The organism is Cupriavidus sp. SIMBA_020, from assembly GCF_046535395.1.
Lineage (GTDB): Bacteria > Pseudomonadota > Gammaproteobacteria > Burkholderiales > Burkholderiaceae > Cupriavidus > Cupriavidus campinensis.
Window position 1 is genome coordinate 1 of sequence record NZ_JAWRWU010000496.1, and the last position, 275, is coordinate 275.

The 275-nt window shown below is 62.2% G+C and carries 1 protein-coding gene; it reads right to left on the reverse strand.

The window, feature by feature from the left end:
* Window positions 1-275 (reverse strand): hypothetical protein (locus tag SB751_RS30215; protein WP_410749048.1); only part of this gene is annotated, 275 nt, incomplete at both ends.

The window sequence follows — 275 nt, forward strand, 5'->3', positions numbered from 1 at the left end:
GTCAATTTCACCGGCGCGGATGCATTCTTGCCACCCAGCGTCACCTTGTCGTGAGCGCCCGAGTCGTAGATCACAGCATCGGCAGAACCGCCCCGCGCAAGATCTGCCACGGCATCGAGCGCCGAACCCACGTTGCTGTAAGAGCTATTGCCAATCTGGTAACTGGGCGCGGTAATCGTGCCGTTCGGATTGACTGCCACCTGCCCACCTAGCGCAGAGGCCGTGGACGCCGCCAGACCATAGAGCTGCGCACCGTTCACAGCGTCGAAGCTGGC